The following is a 21,040-nucleotide window of genomic DNA, read 5'->3' on the forward strand; positions in this document are numbered from 1 at the left end:
GGCTTTTCAACGCGCCAGCGCGAACGCGGTCGTGATGATCAGCGCGCCTGCCAACGAAATATTTACGACACGCGAAATGGTCGGGTTCTGAAGGAAACGAGATAGCGAGGCTCCGATCAGAAGCCAGCACAGGTGGATGATCACAATCATCATGCTGAGCAGTGCTATCTTGCTCACCGCGTCAAGCGTGCCCCGGTCCTTGAAAAGGTTGACCCCGGCGAAGACGGCGGCAATCGCCAGATATGCCTTGGGATTGGCGACCGCCAGCAGAAAACCGCCAGCGAAGGCAGGCGTGGCGGCTTGATCGCTGCCGTATGCGAGCGGCGGAGCAGTGGCAATTCTGAGGGCGAGGTAGAGGATGTAGACGGCCGAGATGACCGTAAGCGCCGAAGCGCCATGGGGCACCGACAGCAAAATCGCGACGACGCCGGCCGCCACGGCCAGCAGCACGACCATCGTGCCGGCGATGAGACCGCAGACATAACCGATCGACCGGCGGAAACCATAGACGGCCCCAACCGCCGTGGCGCTGATCGTGGACGGACCCGGGCTGCCCATAATGACAAGAGAAGCCAGAAGCAGGGTCAGGATCGGATAGAGTGCGGTTAGCTCGAACATCGATATGCCCTCCCGTTGTCAATCGAAGGCAAGGCTATTTCGAACGTTGGTCGGGTGTCTTGAACGCTTGTGCAAGCGCGCGGGTATCAGCTTCTATCGCACCGCAGCTTCCAGACACAAAATGCTATTTTTTTGAACGGGTCTTGAAAGAAATTCACTTGCACCGTACCTCAATCCGCGTCAATCACCCTTCCCATTGGCCTGCGGCTTGCGCTGGCTCCCTTCCGAGATCAAGGTAATACCATGGCGCGCGACACCACCGACCAGACTCCGCTCTCTTCGGTCTCGGACATGACGGCCTATCTGGCCGCCGGGAGCAAGGCGAAGGAGCAATTCCGCATCGGCACGGAACACGAAAAATTCGTGTTTTTCCGCGCCGACAACAGCCCTGTGCCTTATTTCGGGGACGCCAGCATTTCCGCGCTTTTGAAGGGCCTGCAGAAAAAGAGCAGCTGGGATCCCATCATGGATGGCGACAACATCATTGGGCTGGGCGAGCCGACCGGCATGGGTGCGATCTCGATCGAGCCCGGCGGCCAATTCGAACTGTCGGGCGCACCGCTCGAAAACCTTCACCAGACCTGCAAGGAATCGAACCAGCACCTGGCGACATTACGCGAAATCGCCGAGCCCATGGGCATACGCTTCCTCGGCATTGGCGGCAGCCCGAAATGGACCTTGGCCGAAACGCCGCGCATGCCGAAGTCCCGTTACGACATCATGACCCGCTACATGCCGAAGGTCGGCACCAAGGGTCTCGACATGATGTATCGCACGTGCACGATCCAGGTGAACCTCGACTTCGCTTCGGAAGAGGACATGCGCCGCAAGATGCGTGTATCGATGAAGCTGCAATCGCTGGCGACCGCGCTGTTTGCTTCCTCACCATTTACCGAAGGCAAGCCGAACGGCCTTTCCTCCTGGCGCGGCGACATCTGGCGCGATACCGACAACCGCCGCAGCGGTCTGCTTGACTTCACCTTCCGCGACGACTTCGGCTTCCGTGATTATGTCGAATGGGCGCTGGACGTTCCCATGTATTTCGTCGTTCGCGACGGCCATTATCATGACTGCACTCACGTCACCTTCCGCCAGTTCATGAACGGCGCGCTTAAGGGCGAGATCGCCGCCTGGGAGCCGACGATGGGCGACTGGACGAACCATCTCTCCACCCTCTTCCCCGACGTACGCCTGAAGCGCTTCCTGGAAATGCGCGGCGCCGACGGCGGCCCCTGGCGGCGTATCTGCGCGTTGCCGGCCTTCTGGGTCGGCCTGCTCTATGACGACGAGGCGCTGACATCCGCAGACGAGCTGACCAAGGAGTGGACTTTCGAAGAGGTCAATGCTCTGCGCGATGTCGTGCCGGTGCAGGGCCTGAAAGCGAGCATCAAGGGCCATGGCCTGTTCGATGTGGCGCGCGAGGTCATCGGCATTTCCCGCAACGGCTTGAAGAACCGCGCCCGGCTGAACGGCGACGGCCTGGACGAAAGCGTCTTCCTGGCGCCGCTCGACGAAGTGCTCGCCAAGAAGGGCACGCTCGCCGACGATCTGCTGATGCTCTATCACGGCCGCTGGAACCAGTCGGTCGAGCCGGTCTTCGAGGAATATCAATACTGACAGCCGATTCGGCCCCGTTTGCCGCGGTTGCGGACAGGCAGAAAGCGGTATGCGCCGTCTTTTTTCCCGCTATACTGTTTGAATTGCACGCCTTCTGATTCCGGGCGGCATGATTGCGGGGAAAGGGACTTCGATGCTGCCACTCTTCGACATGATGATGCAGGCACAGAACGGCGCCGCCACCGAGGCCATGGCGAAGCAGTTCAACCTCGCGCAGGAACAGGCGACCAAGGCGATGGCGGCGCTGATGCCCGCCTTTTCATCGGGGTTCAAACGCAGCGCGACGAACCCCTATAATTTTATGAGCGTGATGCAGGACATCACCTCCGGCAGCTATGCCAAATATTTCGAGGATATGAGCAAGGCCTTCACTCCGGAGGGCATTGCCGACGGGAATAACGTGTTGGCACGGCTGTTCGGCTCCAAGGAAGTATCGCGCGCCATCGCTGCGCAAGCAGCGCAGATGACTGGCATCGGCCAGGAGATTTACAAGCGCATGCTGCCCGTTATGGCCAACACGCTCATGGGCGGCCTGTTCAAGGAAACCAGCGGCCAGATGCCTCAGATGACCAATCCGTTCCTCAACACCGCGATGGGTGAAATGATGCAGAACTGGCTGCAGACCATCGGTTTTGCACCGAAGCAGCAGCCAACACCACAGGCGAGCATCTTCGACAATCCTTTCACCCAAGCGATGGAGCTGATGTTCGGCGCCCGACCGGTCGAGCACGAAAAGCCGGCCTCGTCTGCTAACCCTTTCCTCGACAATCCCTTCGCCAAAGCGTTTCAGGACATGATGCGCAGCTTCCCGATGCCCGCGGAGCCGCCGAAGGAAGAGCCGAAGGCCAAGCCCGCCATCCCTGGCGTCGACATGGCGGCCTATACCGAGATGTTCAACGCCATGTTCGACAGCGGCCTGGAAGTGCAAAAGACCTATCAGAAGAACATGGAAGCGATTTTCGACAGCTACATGCAGACGGAAAACAAGCCCGCGCCGACGCAGAAGTGAAGCCTGGCGTTTACTGTTCTCGGGGTGTGGAGTCGCCCTCATCTCGCCTTTGGCAAGAATTTCCCGCTGCCTGCTGACAAGTGCCGCTAACGGAATACCGGCACTGCAGAATGTGCGCGGCCCATCCGCCACCCGAAGCACGTCGCTATTCCTGTTGCTGTGAGCGTCTTTCCAGACGAGATTTATGCAGCTCCACGGAGCTGGGCAGAGAAAGTGTTTCCAAAGCGCATCCAATACAACCGGCTCGACCAAGGCGGGCACTCTGCCGCCTGGGAACAGACGGAACTCTTTGTCCAAGAGCTAAGGGCCTTATTCATACCGCTGCGTTGAATCCTCGGGAGCGGACGCATCATTCCGGCATGGTCCGCTCCTCGTGCGCCACAAGGAGAATTGCCATGATCAGCAAATATGCCCTGATACTGTCGCTCTCTCTATCGGCCATGGCCGCCGCACACGCGGAAACGGCAGCGCCCGGCGGCGCGCAGATGTCCGCGACGGCGACTGTGCAGGCAACCGAGGACAAATCGATCAGGCCGTTCCGGATCCATGTACCGGAAAAAGCAATAGCCGACCTGCGGCGCCGAATTCGTGAAACCCGTTGGCCCGAAAAGGAAACCGTGCCGGATCGGTCGCAGGGCGGTCAGTTGGCCAATATGCAGGCGATCGTCAAATACTGGGGCAGTGACTACGACTGGCGCAGGGTCGAAGCGAAGCTCAACGCATTGCCGCAGTTCGTGACTACGATCGACGGCGTCGACATCCATTTCATCCATGCTCGTTCGAAGCATCCGAATGCGCTGCCGGTCATCATCACGCATGGATGGCCGGGCTCGATCATCGAGCAGATGAAGGTTGTCGAGCCGCTCACCGATCCAACCGCGCACGGCGGCAGTCCCGACGACGCGTTCGATGTCGTCATCCCGTCGATGCCCGGCTTTGGGTTCTCCGGCAAACCAAAGGGAACCGGCTGGGGGCCGGACCACATTGCCCGCGCCTGGGCGGAACTGATGAAGCGTCTTGGCTATACGCGCTATGTCGCCCAGGGCGGCGATTGGGGATCGCCCGTCAGCGAAGCGATGGCGCTGCAGGCGCCGGAGGGATTGCTCGGCATCCACATCAATCTGCCGGCGGCAGTCCCGCCTGACGTGGCCGCTCTGCTCACCAGCGGTGGGCCGCCGCCAGCGGGCCTTTCCAATAAGGAGCGCGCAGCGTTCGACGCGCTCGACGATCTGTTCAAAAAGAAAAGAGCCTACGCCGCGATCATGGGCACGCGCCCGCAGACGATCGGCTACGCCCTGACGGACTCCCCGGCAGGACTTGCAGCCTTCATCTATGACTATAACGACGGCGAGCCTGAGCGATTGCTCAGCAAGGACGACGTGCTCGACGACATTTCGCTGTACTGGCTGACGAATAGCGCGACCTCGGCAGCGCGGCTCTACTGGGAGAATGGCGGACGAGCCGTCATATTTTCCGCCGCCCAGAAAACCGACGAAATCAAGCTGCCGGTCGCCATCACGGTGTTTCCCGACGAATATTATCGGGCTCCGGAGACCTGGGCCCGCCGCGCCTATCACAACCTGATCTACTTCCATGAAGCCGACAAAGGCGGCCACTTCGCGGCGTGGGAACAGCCTGAACTTTTCAGCGCGGAGCTGCGCGCTGCGTTCAGATCGCTACGGTAGGCTCAAACAAGGAGAAAGCCATAAAGACGCATCGTCAGGTCGAACGGTTCCTGCTTGTGCAGTTGGGATCGCGCCGCATTGACGGCGTGCAAAATCCTGTCTAGCTATAGCTGCATGAATATCGCAACGATTCTCGTAGTGGTGATAGGGCGCATGGGCAGGGTGGTATAACTATCCGGCGAAAGCACCCATGCGCGGTAAGCAGGCTCCTGACGGGGCCTTTTTTTATGCCCGGATTTCGGGCCGCGCCTCGTCGGACTTCCACCAAATCCCACTGACAAAACGGACGAGACCATGACGAGCGATAATCCCATTCAGACGTCGTGCACGCAAATGACCGAAAAAGCGGTTGCTGCCCCGACGAGTGCTCCGCCCCGACTGACAACCCTTATCTTGCTGTCGGCGCTCTCCGTGCTGCCGGTGAACATGATCCTGCCGTCGCTGCCGAAGATCGCCGCTGCGTTCCACGCCGATTACGCGCTCGTCAACCTTTCGGTTGCCGGCTATACGATCGTTACAGCCCTGATAGAGATCGTCGCTGGTACACTATCGGACCGCTATGGGCGCAGGCCGGTCGCATTGATCGCTGTCTCCATTTTCATCCTCGCGTCGGTTGGCTGCGCATTTGCTCCCAATATCGGCGTTTTCCTCGCTTTTCGAGCGATGCAGGCGTCGATCGGTGCCTGCTTTTCCGTGGCTCTCGTCGTCGTCAAGGAAACATCGGGCGAACGCGGAGCGGCAAGCAGAATTGGCTACGTCTCCATGGGATGGGCGATTGCCCCCATGGTCGGCCCTCTGTTTGGCGGCTTGCTGGACGAGCTGTTCGGATGGCGGGCGATGTTCGTTGTCTTGGCTATTCTCGGTGCGGCTGCCCTCGCCTTGTCCATGCGCGAACTAAGGGAAACCTCTACCGCCGCATCAAGATCGGATAGGAACTACCTCACCTCCTATGCGCAACTCCTGAGTTCGGTGCGATTCTGGGCCTATACACTGTGCATGGCCTGCTCCATGGGAACGCTTTATATCTTCCTGGGAGGCGCACCTTTGGTATTTGGCCGATCGCTCGGCGGATCAAGTGCGACACTGGGTTTCTACATGGGAATGGTTCCCGCCGGCTTCATCCTGGGCAGCTATCTGGCCGGTCGCTTTGCCTCGCGAAATACACTAGGCACCATACTGATCATCGCGCGCCTTTTCACATGCGCGGGGCTGTTGGCCGGCCTGGCGCTCTCTATGTCGGGCGCCGCTCACGTTCTTGCGTTCTTTGGACCTTGCATGTTCATCGGCATAGGCAACGGGTTGACCATGCCTGCCGCCAATACCGGCGTGCTGTCCGTGCGCCCCATTCTCGCTGGCACCGCCGCGGGGCTGTCTGCAGCAATGAGACTCGCTGGGGGAGCGCTCATAGGCGCTATCGCCGGCCTGTTTCTTGCCCGCTCCAGTACAGCTTATGCGTTGTTCGGGATGATGCTCGTATCGGCTTCGCTTGCGTTGTTTGCGGCGTTTTACGCGGCTTTACTGGATCGGCGTACTTCCGAGCCGGTGTCCTAGGGGGCGGCCCCTTTCCATCGACTCGGACATCTGGGTTGTTGCGCAATTCCCAGATATGGGAACCGGGCAACTCAGGCCGGCCGTCTCCGGCCAACGAATCCGTTGGATCTGGCCTGGCTCAGGGCCTCGTGCCCGCGTCCTGGTTTCGGAACGCCGCCTCCCCGGCGTCCGACACCTCTACCCACTTCTTATCGGGCGCGGCGTCTGCGACGTAACTGTCGTGCCAATTCCACCACTTGTAGGTCGCGGTCTGAGGATAGCCCTCGGGCGATTCCTCCCAGACCTCCTGCCGGCCCAGCGGCGTGATGTCGAGGTAGTTCCAGGTACCCCCCATCTGCTCGTCGCCGCGGTTGTTGATGAAGTAGGTGCGGAACACACGATCACCGTCGCGGTAGAACACGTTCGTGCCGTGCCACTCGTCCACGCCGAAATCGGCGTCGAAGCTATCCGTGATAGTGAACCACGGTATCCCTTCCCAACCCATCTTAGCCTTCAGTCGGGCAATGTCCGCCTGCGGCGCACGGGAGACGAAAACGAGCGTTGTGTCACGGGCATTCAGGTGAGAGACGTGAGCGACTTGGTCGGCCACCATGGAGCATCCCCGGCAGGCATGGTCGGGCCAGCCGAATACTCCAGGCTCGAAGAAGGCGCGGTAGACGATGAGCTGACGCCGGCTTTCGAAGAGGTCGAGCAGACTTACCTTGCCGGCGGGGCCTTCGAACGCGTAGGCCTTCTCGACGGCCATCCACGGCATCCGCCGGCGCTCGGCGGCCAAGGCGTCACGGGCGCGGGACTGAGCCTTTTCCTTCACGAGTAAACCCTTGCGGGCCGCCTCCCACGCCTGCGGCGACACGACCGGTGGTGTGTGCATGGTAGGCTGTCCTTCCTTCCGTCCGTTCTGAGCTGATATAGTCATGACTTTGAAACCTCCTATTTTGGACGAATTTTCGCGTCTCGTCGCCGAAGCGCGGTTCCAATGGCTGCTCATTGCTCGCTATTGGTCACGAAATAGTCTGGCATCGGGAATCGAACAGGTGGGAGTAACAAGTGTGGCGGCATTCCGCTGGGAGGCGGTGGTTGCAGCCGAAAGCCGAAGCCGGAAATCGGTTGCTACAAACAGCTTGTCTTCCTTATTCCGTGGCTCCGATAGCCTGCCGCGGAGACAATTCCATCCGGCGGGATATCCTGATGCCCTCCAGAAACACCTCGTCGTGACTAACGACCAAGAGCGCGCCGTCATATGCGCGCAAGCCCGCCTCGACCGCGGCAATCGAATCGATGTCGAGATGATTTGTCGGCTCGTCCAGGATCAGCAGCGGCGGTGGTGTCGATCCACCCAGGACGCAAGCGAGACCAGCGCGCAGCAACTGCCCGCCGCTTAGCGTGGACACGATTTGAAGCGCCGCGTCGGCCCTGAACATGAACCGGGCAAGCGCTGCGCGGCAGGCATTTTCATCCGTTTGCGGGTTCATCCGCCGAAAATTGTCGCGGATCGAGAGCGATGGATCAAGAAGACTTACCTGTTGGTCGAGCATCGAGACCGCAGTCATGATGCGGATGGTCCCGGCCCACGGTTGCAGCGCTCCGGAGATCAGCGCCAGCAACGTCGTCTTGCCCGAACCGTTCGGCCCGGCGATGGCAATGCGCTCTGGCCCTACGATCTCAAAAGAGAGATCGCTGATGATCGGCTGGCCGGGCTGATAGCCTGCCGTCGCGCCGTCGATCTTCAGAACGACCTTGTTCGCCGGCAGTCCGGTCGACGGAAGCTTGACCGACAGGGGCTGGAGGATTTCGATGCGCTCGCGGGCAGCAGCGGCGTCTTCAAGCGCCTGCGCGCGCCGGCGTTCGGCAAGGCGAGCATTCTCGCCGCCCGTCATCTCACTCCGCTCCTTCAGCCCGCCCAGCATGATCCGCGGTGCGCCGCCCTTGGCGGCTTTCCTCTTGCCCTCACCATCCCGTCGCGCTTGCCGTTCCACCGTTGCCTGTGCGCTGCGCGCAACCTCGGCCACACGCTTCTCGGCATCGGCAAGATCGTGTTCGGCAGCCGCAAGCTCGAGAGCCTTGCGCTCACGATACTGGCTCCAGTTGCCGCCATAGCGCGTGGCGCCGAGCGAGGTCAGTTCGACGATGGCATCCACCGTGTCGAGTAATTCCCGGTCGTGGCTGACGACAATCGCACCGGCCCGCCAACTCGCAAGCAGCTCGATCACGGCTTCGCGGCCCTCGCGATCCAGATTGTTCGTCGGTTCGTCCAGTACGAGGAAATCAGGTTCGGTGAAGGTCAGCGCCGCGAAGCCGGCGCGCGTGCGCTGCCCGCCCGATAGGGCGGCGAGAAGCGTGTCAGGTGCGGCATCGAGCCCTGCACGATCGAGAGCGGACGCGATGCGCGTTTCCAGCGTCCAGTCCGCTGAAGCGAGCTCTTCGGCTGTTGCCTCACCCGCTTCGGCGCGGCGGAGAATGGCCAGCGCTTCGCTCGCCTGGAACAGATCGGCGACAGTCTCGTCGGGCTCTACTCGAACGCCCTGGCGCAGAATGCCGAGACTGCCTCCGAAAGATACTACCCCGGACTGAGGCTGCAGCTCACCGGCAATGAGTTTGAGAAGCGTGGTCTTGCCAACACCGTTGCGGCCGACGAAGCCGGTGCGCTCGGCGCCAAAACTCAGATCAAGATTCGAGAAAAGCGATCGGCCGTCAGGCGTGGACCACGAGAGATTGGACAGGATGATGGATGCAGGCATGGATATGGTATTCCCCGGTGACAAAGCAAATTGGCGTTGTGATCGGGTTGGAATCCATGGTGGCACACATCCTGTTGGAATGACTGATGGCGGGTAATCTAGGTGACGACCGCCTTCGGTTCAAGGCTGGCTTAGAGTCTATCGAGAAAGCCGATGACGCGGCTCCATGTGAGATCGGCCGCCTTGGCATCGTAATCGGGCAGGCTGGGATCGGTATAGAGATGGCCAGCGCCCGGATAGGTGAAGAGATCGGCCGCGATCTGTGATCGTTCGGCTAAAGAGCGCCAGCGGGCAACATCTTCCGCAGGCTCGAAAGGATCCGGATCGGCAAGATGGACCTGCACCGGCAAGCCCTTGCGCGCATTTTCCGAGATTTGGGCGATGCTGTGAAGGAAGAGCACGCCGGCGGTCTGGGGCCGCTTCGGCCAAAGACTCGCCGCAACCGCCGCGCCCATGGAAAATCCGCCCAGAACCGTTGATGGCGGCAGGCCCGCCATCGCCCATTCCGCCCGTTCGCAAATGGTCGGCCAGCCGGTCTCATCCTTCAATTCGAAACCTTCGTCGATCGAGCTGGCGACCCAGCCGTCATATAGATCGGGCGCGGACGCCTTGTGCCCGGCCGCCTGCAGGCGCTCGACGGCGTCCAGTTCAAGGGGGCGCAGCCCGTAGACGGAATGGAAGAGGACCACTGTCGCCATTATCACAGCCTCCAGATTTAGCTCGCTCGTAACATAAGGCATTCGAAAGACATGGCAATTTCCCCGGTCGTCTTTCCGCTCTCCCAAAAGAAAAAACCCGGTGTCGGTACTGAGCCGAACACCGGGTAAGAGGCAGGGCTTATTGGCTATCACCCTGCGGGGAAACGTTTAATTGGCTTCAACGACGGAAGTTGTTGAGGCCGAGGAAGCGCGTGCGACGACGCGCGGAGTTGGTTAGATGGCTGGACGGATCCTCGAAGAAGGTCGAGGTGTTGAGCGCCGATTCGACGTCAAGGCGCGTCAAACCGATGTCCATCAGTTGGTAGTCGTTCAGCTCACTCAGATAATTGATCTCGCGGCGGTTGCGGATTACGCGCCAGACGGATGCCATCTTATCGAAAGCAAGCGTCAGGCGTGCCGTCAAAGGCAGCGACGGCCTTGCGTGGCCGAGATGCAGTGTCCGATCTGTCGTGCGCATTTCAATGGTCCTTTCGTTCAGGCACACGCTGGCCAAGCCCCTTCCCGGAGAACCGGAGAAGGAGCGTGGTTGGGAGGAATTCGGTAGGAGGTCTGTTAGTTGGTATGCTGATTTGCAGTAGGAAGATGCCAAAGCCCTATTGATCAGTCCAACGAATGTTTCTAATGATAATTATCAAACTCCTTTATAGGTGAGATCATGGCCGCGCCGCTCGATATCGATCAGTTGCAGACCTTCATCGCCATCGTGGATTCAGGCAGCTTCACCAAAGCGGCCGATCGGGTATTCAAGACGCAATCGGCGGTCTCCATGCAGATGCGCCGGCTGGAAGAACGCGTCGGCAAGCAGCTTTTCATCAAGGACGGCCGCGGCAACCGGCTGACGGCTGAGGGCGAGAAGCTGCTCAACTATGCGCGCCGCATCATCCGCCTGAACAACGAGGCGATTGCCGCCTTCGACGACAACCGGCTCGAGGGCACGCTGCGCATCGGCACGCCGGACGATTATGCCGACCGCTATATGCCCGAGATCATCGGCCGCTTCGCCAAGACGCATCCGAATGTCGAGCTCTACATCGTTTGCGAGCCCTCGGTCGATCTGGCCGAACGCATGCATCGCGGTGAGCTCGATATCGCGCTGGTCACCCATAATCCGCGCGAGAGAATGTCTGATGTCGTGCGCACGGAGCCCCTTTGTTGGGTCGGCTCGGCGAATCACCCGCTGCGCGACGATGCGCCGATCCCGCTCGCCGTCGGGCGACGCGACTGTCAGTGGCGGCAGCTTGCATGTTCGGCGCTCGATGCCGGCGGCCGCGACTATCAGATCCTGTTCACCAGCTGGTCCTGCACGGTGGTTGCCGCTGCGGTGCTTGCCGGCATGGCGGTATCGGTCATGCCGGAATCGGCGCTTCGTACCGGCATGAAAGTACTAAGCCAGGCGGACGGCTTCCCGCCGCTGCCGCCGGTGCAGATCGGCATCATGAAGCGGCCAGGCCTTTCGGTATCGCTGATGAACGCCATCACCGCCCATATCTCCGCTTGCCTGGACAACATCACACCGGCGGCGGTCGACGACGATCTCGAGGGCGATGTGAAGACCTTTACCCGCTACTATCCGCGCCTGCGCGCCGGACATATCCTGCCGGGCTGGTGAAGCTGAGGCGGTAGGCGCTAGAGAATAGATTGCCTACTGCCTATTACCTGACCCGCGCCTGGTTCGGCAAACAGCGTCGCGCGTATCACCTGTTTCCATTCGTTGAGCATGCGGACGGCGAGGCTCTTTTCGCTCATGATCGCGAGGCGGACGGAGGCGCCGATGAGGTGGCTGAAGAGCTGGCTGCGGGCTTGCAGGTCGATTTGACTGCCGGCCGGGGTATAAGCCTCGATGCCCTCCAGGAAGATTTCGGCGACGCGGTTGCTGTGCTCGATGTTCAGCCTCAGGAGATCCTGATCCATCTCAGTCCCCAGCCACACGCCCATATAGGTCGGATCGCCGCGGAACTCGCGATAGTACCAGTCGATCATGCCGCAGACGAGATCGATGGCGTGGTCGAGGGACTTCACGACGGCGAAGACTTCCCTCGTCTTTTGCTGGACGACGACGGCGTGGCGATCGAACAACGCCGTGACGATCGCGGCCTTCTCAGGGAAATATTGGTAAACGGACCCTATAGGCACGCCGGCTGCAATGGCAAGCTCCGTCATTGTCATCGCGCTGACGCCCTTTTCAGCGATCAACTGTGCGGCGGCCGAGAGGATGACATCGACGCGGTGGATGCTGCGCTCTTGTTTGGGCTGCTTGCGGAATTTGATGCGGTCGGGTGTGTCCGGGCTCATCCTTTTCCCATTTCATTATCACTCGGAACGACGCCGGGGCGTGTGCCGGTTTATGCCACACGCATGTTCAATGCGCGTAAATGGGAAAAGTTCAATTTTAAGTGTTACGGATTGATATATGGTCGCTATAAGCGACAACGGCGGAAGGATAGTTTTCCGCCGTTGTCGCGTCCAATCATTCGCCGTCAGCCGCTAGGCCAGGTACTTTTTCAGGAAACCGACGGTCCGGCCCCAGGCGAGATCGGCGGCCTTCTTGTCGTAGCGGGCGGCCGAAGTGTCATTGTTGAAGGCGTGGTTGGCACCATCATAGACGAAAATTTCGAAGGTCTTGCCGCCGGCCTGCAGCTCTTTTCGATAAGCGTCGATGCCGGCATTGGTGCGGTCGTCGAGGCCAGCATAATGCAGCATCAGGGCGGCTTTGATGTTGGGTACATCGGCAGCGGCGGGCTGCATGCCGTAATAGGCGACGCCGGCCTTCAGCTCCGGCGACTTTGTGGCGAAGCGGTTGATGACGCCGCCTCCCCAGCAGAAGCCGACTGCGCCGACCTTGCCGTTGGAGCCGTCGAGCTTGGAGAGAAAGGCCAGGCTCGCTTCGGCATTGGCAACTGTCAGCGCCGCATCGAGCTTGTTGAACTTATCGCGTGCCTGGTCCTCATCCTCCGGCGTGCCGCCGAGCGGCGACAAGAAATCCGGTGCCAAGGCGATGAAACCTTCCAGCGCGATACGGCGTGCGACATCGCGGATATGCGGGTTGAGGCCACGATTTTCATGAATGATGATCACGCCGCCAAGCTTGCCGCCGGCTCCCTTGGGCTGAGCGAGATAGCCTTTCATCTCACCGCCGCTGCCGGGATAGGTAACGTCCTTCGTCTCGAGACGACTATCATTGGCGGCAACGATCTCGGCGCTCGCCTTGTTGGCCGCAAGCAAAGGCGCAATCGCGGCGGCGGCCCCCGCCGAGCCCGCGAGTTTCGTCAGCTTTTCCATGAAGCTGCGCCGATCGAGCGTCAGATGCGTATATTCGTCGTAGGCATTGATCATCGCCTGCGTCACGATGGGCTTATCCACGTCCATTCTGGTTTCCTCCTCTTCTTCCCCAGCAGCCTGCATCCCAAGCAAAGCCACCCGATGACAAGATAGGTCAACGGACCGTAGTGGGGCGGTAAAGGAAGAACACAAATACGTTACCGCAGGTTGTTTCCCGCAGAAACGCAAGTGCGATCAGGAAAATGCCATCCAGACAGCAAGCCAGACCCACATGCCGGCAAGGGCAATATAGCCGATGGCGAATAGCGGGCTGCGGTAGCGCAGGTCGTTGCTGGTGACGTGCACGAAGGCATGGGCGTAGCGGGACACAACGAATATCCAGGCCAGGATCACGGCAGGCAGATTATCCGCTTGGGCGACGAACAACGCGATCGAGCAAGCATGAAAAAGAAGCGGGAGTTCGAACTGATTGGCGAGGCTGTTGCGCACCACCAGGCTTTCCGCCGGCTCATCGGCGACATAATTCTCGCGAAACTGCGATTGCTTGACCAAGCCGGCCTTCACCGCGCTGCGGCGGCGCAAGCATAACAGCGCGTAGAGAATATAGACAAGCACTGCATGGGCCATCATGGGCCAGAACATTTCATAGCCGGTCACGCCGCCAACTCCTTAGAGCAATTCCAGGAAAAGTGCGAAGCGGTTTTCCTGGAATTGCGTAAAAACAAAGAGATAGAGCGGGAAAGCGATTCCGTGAAACGCTCAACCGCTCTAGGGATTGCTGAACGGCGGAAGGGATCGTTCAGGACGGCTTGGAACCGTCCGGAGACAGGTAGCGAAGAATCGCGAACCGGGCCAGCAGAATGATGGTGACAACCAGCGACAGGAACTTTAGTCGCACGATGACCGGCAGCAGCCCCGCGAGCAGCGTCACAGTGCTATCCGACGGCGCCGCCGGTGGATAGAGGAGCAGCCCGGCAATGGTTTCGGCATAGTCCATCACGCCGTAGAAGATCGGCAGCAGGAAAATAAGCGCTATCACGGCAGCGGAGATCGGTCGGCCGAAAAAAGTGCCGCCCGGCCTGACCAGCAACAGCAGGCAGAACAACAGGCCGCCCAACGCCAGCGGAAAGACCAGGCCCGGCCCGAGATACATGGAATGTAGGATCGCCGCCGGGTCGGGATGATCCTTGAGATAGCGCAGCATGGCGACGACGTCTTCCTGCTCGTAGCCGCCGATGCGCGCGTCCAGCATCTCCTGTCCTGCCGCAGCGTCGCGGAAAGCCGTGACGAAGCCGGCATAGATCCAGGCAAAAAGCGCCAGGGACAAGGCCGCGAGCATCGCCGTCAGGCCTTGAAGCGACCTGACGTTGCCCTGAGCGTTGCCTGCCATCGATCAGGCGCCGGCGCCCGGATAGTTCGGGCTTTCGCGGGTGATCGTGACATCATGGGCGTGGCTTTCGCGCAAGCCCGCGCCGGAGATGCGCACGAACGTGGCGCGCTCCTGGAATTCTTTGAGATCGGCGCCGCCGACATAGCCCATGGCTGCCTTGAGGCCGCCGGCGAGCTGGTGCAGCACGCCTGAGACCGACCCCTTGTAGGGCACCTGGCCTTCGATGCCTTCCGGCACCAGCTTCAGCGTGTCGCGCACTTCGGCCTGGAAGTAACGATCTGCCGAGCCGCGCGCCATGGCGCCGACAGAACCCATGCCGCGATACGCCTTGAAGGAACGACCCTGGTAGAGATAGACCTCGCCCGGGCTTTCGTCCGTGCCGGCGAGGAGCGAGCCGACCATGGCGGCCGATGCGCCGGCGGCAATCGCCTTGGCGAGATCGCCGGAGAACTTGATGCCGCCGTCGGCGATGACGGGGATGTTCTGTTGCTGCGCGGCCTCGACCGCCGACATGATGGCCGCGAGCTGCGGCACGCCGACGCCGGCGACGATGCGGGTCGTGCAGATCGAACCAGGGCCGATACCAACCTTGACCGCATCGGCGCCGGCATCGATCAGCGCCCGTGTGCCGTCATAGGTGGCGACATTGCCGGCCATGATGCGAACGGAGTTGGAGAGCTTCTTGACCCGGGTAACGGCATCGAGGACACGCTGCGAATGGCCATGGGCGGTATCGACGACCAGAAGGTCGACCCCGGCATCGATCAGGCGCTCGGCACGCTCGAATCCATCGTCACCGACGCTGATGGCGGCGGCGGCGCGAAGGCGGCCCTGCGCATCCTTGGAGGCGTTCGGGTTGAGCTGCGACTTTTCGATATCCTTGACGGTGATCAGACCGATGAGGCGGGCTTCGCCATCGACGACCAGCAGCTTCTCAATGCGATGCTTGTGCAGCAGGCGCTTGGCTTCCTGCTGCTGCACGCCGTCCGTGACCGTGACCAGATTTTCGTGGGTCATCAATTCGTGGATCTTCTGCTCCGGATCGGAGGCAAAGCGAACGTCGCGGTTGGTGAGGATGCCGAGGAGGCGATGCGACTTCTCGACAACCGGGATGCCGGAAATGCCATGCGCTCTCATCAGGGCGAGCGCTTCGGCAAGGGTCGCGTCAGGGCCGATCGTGACCGGATTGACCACCATGCCGCTCTCGAACTTCTTGACCTGGCGTACCTCCTCGGCCTGCTGCACCGGTGTCAGGTTGCGGTGGATGACGCCCATGCCACCGGCCTGGGCCATGGCGATGGCGAGACGGCTTTCCGTCACCGTGTCCATGGCTGCCGACAGGATCGGCAGGTTGAGTTCGATGTCCTGGGCAATGCGGGTGGCGATGTTCGTCTGGCCGGGCATGACCTCGGAGTGCCCCGGCTGCAGGAGCACGTCGTCGAATGTGAGTGCATCCAACCCGGTTGACGTTTCAATAATGCGTGCCATGGCCAAATTCCTTCATCGGTGAAAAGCAGGAGGGCTCCGGAACGAATCGTCTACCGGGCGATCTTGCAAGTGTTGCTTGGAAGTTGGCGAGGGCTGGTAACACGTCTATGACAGGAAGTGAATAGGGAAAACGATGGCAGGAGTTCTTGCCATCGCCCCAGGAATGACCGGCCAATCTCAGCGCTCTTCCGTCGAGGAAGCAATGGACCCGGCCTTCCGCTCGATCGCCTCCACTATGCGCATCGACAGCGCCGGGTCGGAAACAGCGCGCGCCATGGTTACGCCGCCGGACAAAAGCGCCAGGAGCGCAATGGCATTTTCTTCGCGCTCCTCGGCCGAATTGCCGGCCAGGCCGGAGGCCGCTTCTTCTATCACGCTTTGCAGTTCGACTTCGTAGGCAGCCTTCGTATCGGCATCGGCACGCATGACGTCGGGGGACAGACTTGGCAAGGCGCAGCTCTGGCCGAGTGCGCAGGTGCGCTTCGGCCCGAGATAGTAGCTTACGAACGCCGCGAACCAGCCCTTGCCCTTTTTAGCCCTCAGATCCGATATGCCGAGCCGCAGTTCATCCAGGCCTGCCTGAACCGCCGCGCGGAACGCTTCGCCCTTTGATTTGAAATGCCCGTAGAACGCGCCGTTCGTGACGCCTGCGGCCTTGGTCAAGGCATCGATGCCGGAACCGCCATAGCCTTCCTGACGGAAAATCTCACCCGCCGCGTTGAGGACGCGCGTGCGCGTTTCGAGCTTGTGTTCTGTGCTGTAGCGCATAGCAACTTTCTTTAAGAGCGATTACTCTTTATGTTTGCATAGAGAGCGATCGGTGTGTATCAATAGAGAGCGATCAGTATTTATGTAGCACTACCAACCGAATTTTCAAACGAGAGGAACCCCGCCATGCCTATCACACTCACCGTACCGGAAGGTTTGCTGTCGAGCGAAGCCGAGGCCCAAACCTTCGCCGAATTGACCGATGCTCTCTTGAAAGTTTCGCAACTCTCGGGCAACGCGTTCATGACCCCGAACGTCGTCGGCACCATCAACGTTCTGCCGCAAGGACGCGTATTCTCAGGCGGAAAGCCGGCCGCAGCTGCCTTCATAGAGCTGAAACTGCCGGAGATCGCGCTCGCCACCGACGAGGCCAAACAAGCTTTTATCGAGGCGGCGGCAGGCATAGTCGAACGCGCTTCGAATGGTCGGGTATCCCGCGCTCATATCTGGACCAACATCGTTTATGCCGCGGAAGGCTCCTGGGGTATCGGCGGCCAGGTCTACGACAATAGCCAGCTTGTTAGCGCAATCCAACAAGCGGCTGCGCTCTAGAAAGCTTGCCGAGCGATATGGTCAGTTTCCACTCATTCGTAGCCTGTGACCATTGCGAGTCTAGCCATGCGACTTTCCAATTATCTGTTCTTCACGACGTGCTGCGAGCAGGCGCTTGCCTTTTACGAGATCTGCGGCCTCGGAAAAATTGTCGAAATCAAGCGCTACGGCGTGGATAGAATCCCTACACCGCCCGGATTTGTCCAAGGCCAAGTCATGCATGCGAAGTTCCAAGGCCCTGGCGTGCTCTTCTACGCTTCGGACAATGACGACGCGGAGCCGATGCGTGGGTCAGCACATTTGCTTGAGTTCGATGACCCAGAGCAGACGAAGCAGCTGTTCGCCCGCCTGGCGGCGGGCGGCGCGATATCAACACCGCTCGGCAAACAACCCTGGAGCAACCTCTACGGGAAGCTCACGGATCAGTTCGGCGTGCAATGGATGCTCAATTGCATCAATTGAGTTCGATCTCGCTTAACGAGGTGGTACAGGCCGGCCTCACAAATCGAACTGGTAGGTCTTCGGCACATAGCGGAAGCCTTCCGGCTGCTTTTCCACGAAACCCACGGCCGGGAACGGCATGTGGAAGCCGAGGAAGGGGATACGATCGGTGGCGATCAGGTCGAAGACACGGCGACGCGTCTTGATGGCCTGTGCTTTGTCGGCGTCGAAGCGCACTTCCCAATCCGGGCGCCCGAGCGACAGGATATAGTGGTTGGCCGTATCGCCGGTCATGACCAGCTGCTTGCCATCCGATTCGAGGTGGAAGACGAGGTGACCCGGCGTATGGCCGGGAGCGAGCATGGCAGTCATGCCGCTGACGATCTCGTCGCCTTCCTTGAGGAATGTCATCTTCTCTGCGAAAGGCACGACATTGGCGAGCACCGCTTTGTGACCGCCTTCCGCCGGTGTGCCTTCACGGGCCTTGTCGGTCCAGAATGCATATTCGATCTCGCCTGTGGCATAGCGCGCATTCGGGAAGGCCGGAGCGCCATCCTCCATCAATCCGCTGATATGGTCACCATGCAGATGGGTCAGAGCGACGACGGTCACCTGCTCCGGCGTGTAGCCGACAGCTTTGAGACCTTCGCGAAAACGGCCCAAACCGCGCGCGCGGCCGGCGGCACCGAAGCCGGTGTCGACCACGATCACGTCGGCGCCGGTGTCGATGATCGCGGGCGCATAACTGTTGACGAGTTTTTCGGTCGGCAGGAAGTTCTGCGCCAAGAGCTTCTGCACCGTTTCCGGCGCCTGGTTCGATCCGAAGATTTCCCAAGGGTTCTCCAGAATATTCGCACCATCCTTGACGACGGTGATGGTGCAGGACCCCAGCTTGAACTGATGGGTATCGGGCGGCGGAACAACGGCGGTCATTATCTCATTCTCTCCAATGCTGGCAGCGTAAGCTGCGCCTGTCGTCGTCGCCGGCAGTGGTACGCCGGAATAGGACCTTCACGGCCGAAAAATTCGCCATGACATATCCATCCAGATCCGCTAATAGACCAAACGACGTTTTATGCGTTTAGCATTTCTATGCGTTTAGCATATGTCAAACTTGGTATCCTATACTGGGTGGCAAGCGGCATCACGAAGACGTGATCTCCAGGAAGCCACAGGGCAGAATCGGGGATTGGCAGCGGCCGCACATAGGACTACAGAGCGGATGCCCGTCTCAGGCGGACCCCTTCCCCGAAGACACGACCCACCAAGGCATCTGCCTATGAACCGCATCGTTCCCCTGATCCTTGCCGTTGCTCTTTTCATGGAGCAGATGGATTCCACCGTGATTGCGACCGCGCTGCCGGCCATCGCGACCGATCTCCATGTTGGTCCGATCACGCTGAAACTCGCGCTGACATCCTACATGGTGTCGCTTGCGGTTTTCATTCCAATCAGCGGCTGGATGGCGGATCGCTTCGGGGCGAAGAACATCTTTCGGCTTGCCATCTGCGTATTCGTCATCGGCTCGATCATGTGCGCTTTCTCCGGTGGCCTCCTTGAATTCGTCGCCGCCCGCTTCCTGCAGGGTCTCGGCGGTTCGATGATGACGCCGGTAGGGCGCCTCGTGCTGGTGCGCACGACACAGAAAAGCGACTTGGTCTCGGCGATGGCGCTGCTTTCCATACCCGCCCTCGTCGGCCCACTCGCCGGGCCGCCGCTCGGCGGCTTCATCACCACTTACGCCTCCTGGCACTGGATCTTCCTGATCAACGTCCCCGTCGGTGTTCTCGGCGTCATCCTGTCGTCGATCTTCCTGCCGGAGGTCGAGGCGACCATGCCGCCGAAGCTCGATTTCATCGGCTTCGTGCTGACATCCGTCGCAGCGGCTGGCGTCGTGTTCGGCATGTCGGTCATAAGCCTACCGGCGCTGCCGCCATTCATCGGCATTTCGACCGTCGTCATCGGCTTCATCTGCGGCTTCCTCTATATCGGCCATGCCCGGCGCCATCCGGCGCCGATCCTTGATCTCGCGCTGCTGAAAAATCCGACCTTTCGCGCTTCCGTCACCGGCGGCACGCTGTTTCGCATCTGTATCGGCGCGATGCCGTTCCTGACGCCGCTAATGCTGCAGCTCGGCTTCGGCCTCAATCCGTTCCAATCGGGCCTGATCACCTTTGCGGGCGCCATCGGCGCCATCAGCACCAAGTTCATCGCGCGCCGGGTCTTCACCGCCGTCGGCTTCAAGACCGCGCTGTTGTCAGCGGCAGGGATCACGACGGTGACCACGATCTGCACAGGCCTGTTCCAACCCTGGACATCGCATCTCATCATCGTCGGCGTGCTGTTGGTCGGCGGCTTCTCGCGTTCGTTCTTCTTCACCGGCATCAATGCGCTCGCCTTTGCCGATATCAGCGACAGGCAGGCAAGTCAGGCCACGTCGATGAGCTCGGTCATGCAGCAGATCAGCCTCGCGCTCGGCGTTGCCGTCGCCGCCATGATCCTGGAAACCTCGACCTTCTTCAGCGGCACCGAGCTGCAGGTTCGCGATTTCCACATCGCCTTCTTCAGCATCTCGATCCTGACGGTGATTGCCACCATTCCCTTCATCCGGATGGACCGCAGCGCCGGCGCCACCGTCTCCGGACACAAAGCCGGCATGAAGCGTGTGGCCGCGACACAGCCGGTGGCGCAGCCTCAGCAGCCGGTGGTGGAATAATCTTCACCTTCTCCCCACCGGGGCGAAGCTACGTCCTATTCCGGCCGTTCGCAGACGGCGCTGAGCTTATTGCCGTCGGGATCGCGTACGTAAGCGGCATAGAAATTCGCATGAAAAGAGCGCAGACCGGGCCTGCCCTCATCCGTGCCGCCATGGGCAAGGGCTGCGGCGTAAAAGGCATCGACGTCGGCGCGGCGCTCAGCATGTAGAGCCACCATCGAGCCATTGCCGATTGTGGCCCTGCGCTGATCATACGGAACCACCACCCAGAACCGGCATCGTGTGTCGCCGTCGGCGGCATAGCCGATTTCCTCATCCGATTCGCGTTGACGCCGGTAGCCGAGGACCGGCAAAACCGCATCATAGAAGGTGCGTGCACGCGGGATATCGTTTGAGCCGAGAGTGACGTAAAGAAGCATGGTAAGAATGCGCTGCCTGCGATGCCGACGAAACTGTATCATCTGACAAA

Annotated in this window: 21 protein-coding genes and 1 pseudogene; 9 read left to right on the forward strand and 13 right to left on the reverse strand. The window is 60.4% G+C overall.

The window, feature by feature from the left end:
• Nucleotides 1-6: 6 nt before the first annotated feature.
• The gene (locus PY649_RS28275; RefSeq protein ID WP_285872213.1) at nucleotides 7-618 is read right to left on the reverse strand and encodes a LysE family translocator; all 612 of its coding nucleotides are present in this window, start codon (nucleotides 616-618) and stop codon (nucleotides 7-9) included.
• 243 nt (nucleotides 619-861) lie between these two features.
• Between PY649_RS28275 and PY649_RS28280 the strand changes: the two genes are divergently transcribed.
• The 5 genes and pseudogenes from PY649_RS28280 to PY649_RS28300 all read left to right on the forward strand — a co-directional run bounded on the left by PY649_RS28280 (nucleotide 862) and on the right by PY649_RS28300 (nucleotide 6,480).
• Nucleotides 862-2,235, forward strand: a complete 1,374-nt coding sequence (locus tag PY649_RS28280; protein ID WP_285872214.1) for a glutamate--cysteine ligase — start codon at nucleotides 862-864, stop codon at nucleotides 2,233-2,235.
• A gap of 133 nt (nucleotides 2,236-2,368) precedes the next feature.
• Nucleotides 2,369-3,244, forward strand: a complete 876-nt coding sequence (locus PY649_RS28285) for a DUF937 domain-containing protein (protein ID WP_285872215.1) — start codon at nucleotides 2,369-2,371, stop codon at nucleotides 3,242-3,244.
• Between the two features lie 132 nt (nucleotides 3,245-3,376).
• Nucleotides 3,377-3,574, forward strand: a pseudogene (locus tag PY649_RS28290) (epoxide hydrolase); the annotation flags it as partial.
• Nucleotides 3,575-3,684: 110 nt separating this feature from the next.
• Entirely contained in the window at nucleotides 3,685-4,929 is a 1,245-nt protein-coding gene (locus tag PY649_RS28295; protein WP_432761421.1) for an epoxide hydrolase family protein, read from the forward strand.
• A 294-nt stretch (nucleotides 4,930-5,223) separates the two neighbouring features.
• A complete protein-coding gene (locus tag PY649_RS28300; RefSeq protein WP_285872217.1) occupies nucleotides 5,224-6,480 on the forward strand; it encodes a multidrug effflux MFS transporter in 1,257 nt (418 codons plus the stop codon).
• 118 nt (nucleotides 6,481-6,598) lie between these two features.
• On the opposite strand, the gene PY649_RS28305 is transcribed toward PY649_RS28300, so the two are convergent.
• The 4 genes from PY649_RS28305 to PY649_RS28320 all read right to left on the reverse strand — a co-directional run bounded on the left by PY649_RS28305 (nucleotide 6,599) and on the right by PY649_RS28320 (nucleotide 10,394).
• A complete protein-coding gene (locus PY649_RS28305; RefSeq protein WP_285872218.1) occupies nucleotides 6,599-7,396 on the reverse strand; it encodes a DUF899 domain-containing protein in 798 nt (265 codons plus the stop codon).
• A gap of 214 nt (nucleotides 7,397-7,610) precedes the next feature.
• The gene (locus PY649_RS28310; RefSeq protein WP_285872219.1) at nucleotides 7,611-9,218 is read right to left on the reverse strand and encodes an ABC-F family ATP-binding cassette domain-containing protein; all 1,608 of its coding nucleotides are present in this window, start codon (nucleotides 9,216-9,218) and stop codon (nucleotides 7,611-7,613) included.
• A 131-nt stretch (nucleotides 9,219-9,349) separates the two neighbouring features.
• The gene (locus tag PY649_RS28315; RefSeq protein ID WP_285872220.1) at nucleotides 9,350-9,916 is read right to left on the reverse strand and encodes a dienelactone hydrolase family protein; all 567 of its coding nucleotides are present in this window, start codon (nucleotides 9,914-9,916) and stop codon (nucleotides 9,350-9,352) included.
• 178 nt (nucleotides 9,917-10,094) lie between these two features.
• Nucleotides 10,095-10,394 (reverse strand): DUF1127 domain-containing protein, encoded by a 300-nt coding sequence (locus tag PY649_RS28320; protein ID WP_285872221.1) that lies wholly within the window; start codon nucleotides 10,392-10,394, stop codon nucleotides 10,095-10,097.
• A gap of 198 nt (nucleotides 10,395-10,592) precedes the next feature.
• On the opposite strand from PY649_RS28320, the gene PY649_RS28325 reads away from it, so the two are divergent.
• Nucleotides 10,593-11,546, forward strand: a complete 954-nt coding sequence (locus PY649_RS28325) for a LysR substrate-binding domain-containing protein (protein ID WP_104822090.1) — start codon at nucleotides 10,593-10,595, stop codon at nucleotides 11,544-11,546.
• Between the two features lie 17 nt (nucleotides 11,547-11,563).
• Here PY649_RS28325 and PY649_RS28330 read toward each other — a convergent pair whose 3' ends face one another.
• The 6 genes from PY649_RS28330 to PY649_RS28355 form a co-directional block, all read right to left on the reverse strand.
• Nucleotides 11,564-12,229, reverse strand: coding sequence for a TetR/AcrR family transcriptional regulator (locus PY649_RS28330; protein ID WP_285872222.1), 666 nt, complete (start codon nucleotides 12,227-12,229; stop codon nucleotides 11,564-11,566).
• Nucleotides 12,230-12,421: 192 nt separating this feature from the next.
• Complete coding sequence (locus PY649_RS28335) at nucleotides 12,422-13,303, reverse strand: dienelactone hydrolase family protein (protein WP_285872223.1); 882 nt, start codon at nucleotides 13,301-13,303, stop codon at nucleotides 12,422-12,424.
• Nucleotides 13,304-13,450: 147 nt separating this feature from the next.
• Nucleotides 13,451-13,873 carry an MAPEG family protein gene (locus PY649_RS28340; protein WP_285872224.1) on the reverse strand — a complete coding sequence of 141 codons (423 nt, stop codon included), beginning with the start codon at nucleotides 13,871-13,873 and terminating at the stop codon, nucleotides 13,451-13,453.
• Between the two features lie 142 nt (nucleotides 13,874-14,015).
• The gene (locus PY649_RS28345) at nucleotides 14,016-14,606 is read right to left on the reverse strand and encodes a hypothetical protein (protein WP_285872225.1); all 591 of its coding nucleotides are present in this window, start codon (nucleotides 14,604-14,606) and stop codon (nucleotides 14,016-14,018) included.
• A 3-nt stretch (nucleotides 14,607-14,609) separates the two neighbouring features.
• Nucleotides 14,610-16,094 (reverse strand): IMP dehydrogenase, encoded by a 1,485-nt coding sequence (gene guaB, locus PY649_RS28350; RefSeq protein ID WP_285872226.1) that lies wholly within the window; start codon nucleotides 16,092-16,094, stop codon nucleotides 14,610-14,612.
• Between the two features lie 177 nt (nucleotides 16,095-16,271).
• Nucleotides 16,272-16,862 (reverse strand): TetR/AcrR family transcriptional regulator, encoded by a 591-nt coding sequence (locus PY649_RS28355; protein WP_285872227.1) that lies wholly within the window; start codon nucleotides 16,860-16,862, stop codon nucleotides 16,272-16,274.
• Nucleotides 16,863-16,988: 126 nt separating this feature from the next.
• Here PY649_RS28355 and PY649_RS28360 point away from each other — a divergent pair, with 126 nt between their 5' ends.
• Both PY649_RS28360 and PY649_RS28365 read left to right on the forward strand, forming a co-directional pair.
• Nucleotides 16,989-17,414, forward strand: a complete 426-nt coding sequence (locus PY649_RS28360) for a tautomerase family protein (protein WP_285872228.1) — start codon at nucleotides 16,989-16,991, stop codon at nucleotides 17,412-17,414.
• Nucleotides 17,415-17,480: 66 nt separating this feature from the next.
• Nucleotides 17,481-17,876: a VOC family protein gene (locus tag PY649_RS28365; protein WP_285872260.1), complete on the forward strand. Its 396-nt coding sequence runs from the start codon at nucleotides 17,481-17,483 to the stop codon at nucleotides 17,874-17,876.
• Between the two features lie 36 nt (nucleotides 17,877-17,912).
• Here the strand turns inward: PY649_RS28365 and PY649_RS28370 are convergent, their stop codons facing one another.
• A complete protein-coding gene (locus PY649_RS28370; protein ID WP_285872229.1) occupies nucleotides 17,913-18,788 on the reverse strand; it encodes an MBL fold metallo-hydrolase in 876 nt (291 codons plus the stop codon).
• Between the two features lie 346 nt (nucleotides 18,789-19,134).
• Between PY649_RS28370 and PY649_RS28375 the strand changes: the two genes are divergently transcribed.
• Complete coding sequence (locus PY649_RS28375) at nucleotides 19,135-20,571, forward strand: MFS transporter (protein WP_285872230.1); 1,437 nt, start codon at nucleotides 19,135-19,137, stop codon at nucleotides 20,569-20,571.
• A 35-nt stretch (nucleotides 20,572-20,606) separates the two neighbouring features.
• On the opposite strand, the gene PY649_RS28380 is transcribed toward PY649_RS28375, so the two are convergent.
• Complete coding sequence (locus PY649_RS28380; protein WP_285872231.1) at nucleotides 20,607-20,990, reverse strand: VOC family protein; 384 nt, start codon at nucleotides 20,988-20,990, stop codon at nucleotides 20,607-20,609.
• Nucleotides 20,991-21,040: the final 50 nt, after the last annotated feature.

Origin of the sequence: Rhizobium mayense, from assembly GCF_030272705.1 — a bacterium.
Taxonomy (GTDB): domain Bacteria; phylum Pseudomonadota; class Alphaproteobacteria; order Rhizobiales; family Rhizobiaceae; genus Rhizobium; species Rhizobium mayense.